2 protein-coding genes are annotated in these 2,040 nt (G+C 71.5%); one reads left to right on the top strand and one right to left on the bottom strand.

The genetic code is table 11. The features are described 5' to 3' along the window. A partial coding sequence (locus AN218_RS09895) for a LysR family transcriptional regulator (protein ID WP_079131995.1) occupies window positions 1-892 on the bottom strand: 892 nt, incomplete at its 3' end. A 208-nt stretch (window positions 893-1,100) separates the two neighbouring features. Here AN218_RS09895 and snpA point away from each other — a divergent pair. Then, the gene (gene snpA / locus AN218_RS09890) at window positions 1,101-1,769 is read left to right on the top strand and encodes a snapalysin (RefSeq protein ID WP_070016401.1); all 669 of its coding nucleotides are present in this window, start codon (window positions 1,101-1,103) and stop codon (window positions 1,767-1,769) included. Window positions 1,770-2,040: the final 271 nt, after the last annotated feature.

Raw genomic sequence — 2,040 nt, 5'->3', positions numbered from 1 at the left:
GCAGCGCCGCCGGTTCGAGGACGGGCGCCGCGTCCGGGGCTCCCTCCGGCGCCGCCTCGCGGGTCGCCAGCAGCAGCCGTACCGCCAACGGGTCGCCGAGCAGCGGCCGTACGACCCAGCCGGGACGCGGCGCCGCGGTCGGCTGGCAGGGCGCGACGACCTCGCCGGCGGCCACGAGGTCCGCGGCGGCGAGATGGTCGCCGTGCTCGACACGGGGGTCGATGCCCGCCTCGGCGAACACCCGGCGCAGGCCCGTCCATTCGCCGTCCGCCGTCGGGTCCACCATCCACCGCTCGTGGGCGAGTTCGGCCAGGCTGAGGACCGGCCGTGAGGCCGCCGGATGCGTCGCGGAGAGGGCGACGAACTGCGGCTCGCGCTCGACGAGTACGTGCAGTTCGACACCGTCCGGTATGCGCAGCGGCGAGCCCTCGACCTCGTGCACGAAGACGGCGTCGAGCTGGTTCGCGGTGAGCATCCGCAGCAGGGTGTGCGAGGAGGCGTCCATGTGGAAGGTGGTGTCGGTCTCCGGAAGCCGCGCGCGCAGCCGGCGCAGCCAGCCCGGTACCGCGGGGCTCCCCGTACTGCCGATCCGCAGGTATTCTCCACCGGCACGGCTTGCGGCGGCTCTCGCCTCGCTCACCAGCGCCGTCATCTCGGCGACGAGCGGACGGGCCCGGCACAGCACGAACTTGCCCAGCGGTGTGGGGATGCTGCCCGTACGTTCCCTGGAGAAGAGCTGGCCTCCGACGGCCTGCTCGATCCGGCGGAGCTGCGTCGTCAACGAGGGCTGGGTCATGCCGAGTTGACGGGCCGCCTTGTGCACGCTGCCCGTGTCGGCGATCGCGCACAGCGCACGAAGATGCCTCACCTCGAGCTCCACAGGGCGGAGCATAACCAAGCGGGCGTTTGTCACACCAGACGCCGAGGCGCCCCAGAACGCTCCTGCGTATCGGGTGATGCCGCGGAGCTATCACTACTTGCCATCATCCCTCACACGCGAGTCTCCAACAGACTCTTCTGCGGCAGGAGTTCTTCCGGAAGCACGGGCCGCACCCCACCTTGCAGCGGCCGCCGTGCTACGGACCAGAAGGAGACCCCCCATGAGACACCGCACCACGGCAATCTCAGCGGCACTCGGCCTCGGACTGGCCCTGGGTCTGGGTGCGATGCCGGCCTCGGCCGCGACGCCCGACGACGGCGCCGGCAGCACCGCGAAGAGCAGCGCGACCCGCTCCGGATACATCGGCGAATCCAGCAAGGCGACCGAGGCGTTCTTCAACGCCGTGGTGAAGGACGCCCTGAAGAAGCAGGCCGCCAAGCCGGGCATCCAAGCGGTCACCGTCAACTACGACGCGAGCGGAGCCCCCACCTTCGCCAGCCAGATCGCCAACAGCACGGCGGTCTGGAACGCGGCCGTCTCCAACGTCCAGCTCGCGGAGGGCGGAAGCGCCAGCTTCGACTACCGCGAGGGCGACGACCCGCGTGGCTCGTACGCCTCGACCGACGGGCACGGAGGCGGATACATCTTCCTCGACTACGCCCAGAACGAGGAGTACGACTCCAACCGCGTCGTCGCGCACGAGACCGGTCACGTGCTCGGTCTGCCGGACCACTACGAGGGTCCGTGCAGCGAGCTGATGTCCGGCGGCGGTCCCGGCACGTCCTGCACCAACGACAAGCCGGACGCCAACGAGGCCGCTCAGGTCCAGTCCCTGTGGGCGAACGGCGTCGCCAGCGCCGCGTTCGACCAGGCGGCCTTCGCCAAGTGACGACGCCCGCCGGCGCGCAGCCGGCGACCGCACAGCACAGGAACCATCAGCCAGCACCACGCCGGAACAGCGCCAGAGAAACGCACCACGCCCCAACCAACGCACCACGCCTGAAGTACAGCGCAGCCTGACGCACCACGCCTGGACGGTGCACGGCCCGCATCCCCCCACACGGAGGCCCCCGGCGACGGCCGGGGGCCTTCGGGTGCCCGGGGTGCGGGGTGTGCCGTCGGGGGCCACGGGGCGGCCGGGCCGGGGTGGCGGGTTGCCG

It is taken from the genome of Streptomyces nanshensis, assembly GCF_001751255.1.
GTDB classification, from domain to species: domain Bacteria; phylum Actinomycetota; class Actinomycetes; order Streptomycetales; family Streptomycetaceae; genus Streptomyces; species Streptomyces nanshensis_A.
Note: the sequence above shows the minus strand (reverse complement) of the source record. Positions and strands in the feature narration are given on the sequence as shown.

Coding starts and splice junctions, on each gene's coding strand:
- snpA (WP_070016401.1), top strand. CDS start 1,101: ATGAGACACCGCACCACGGCAATCTCAGCGGCACTCGGCCTCGGACTG.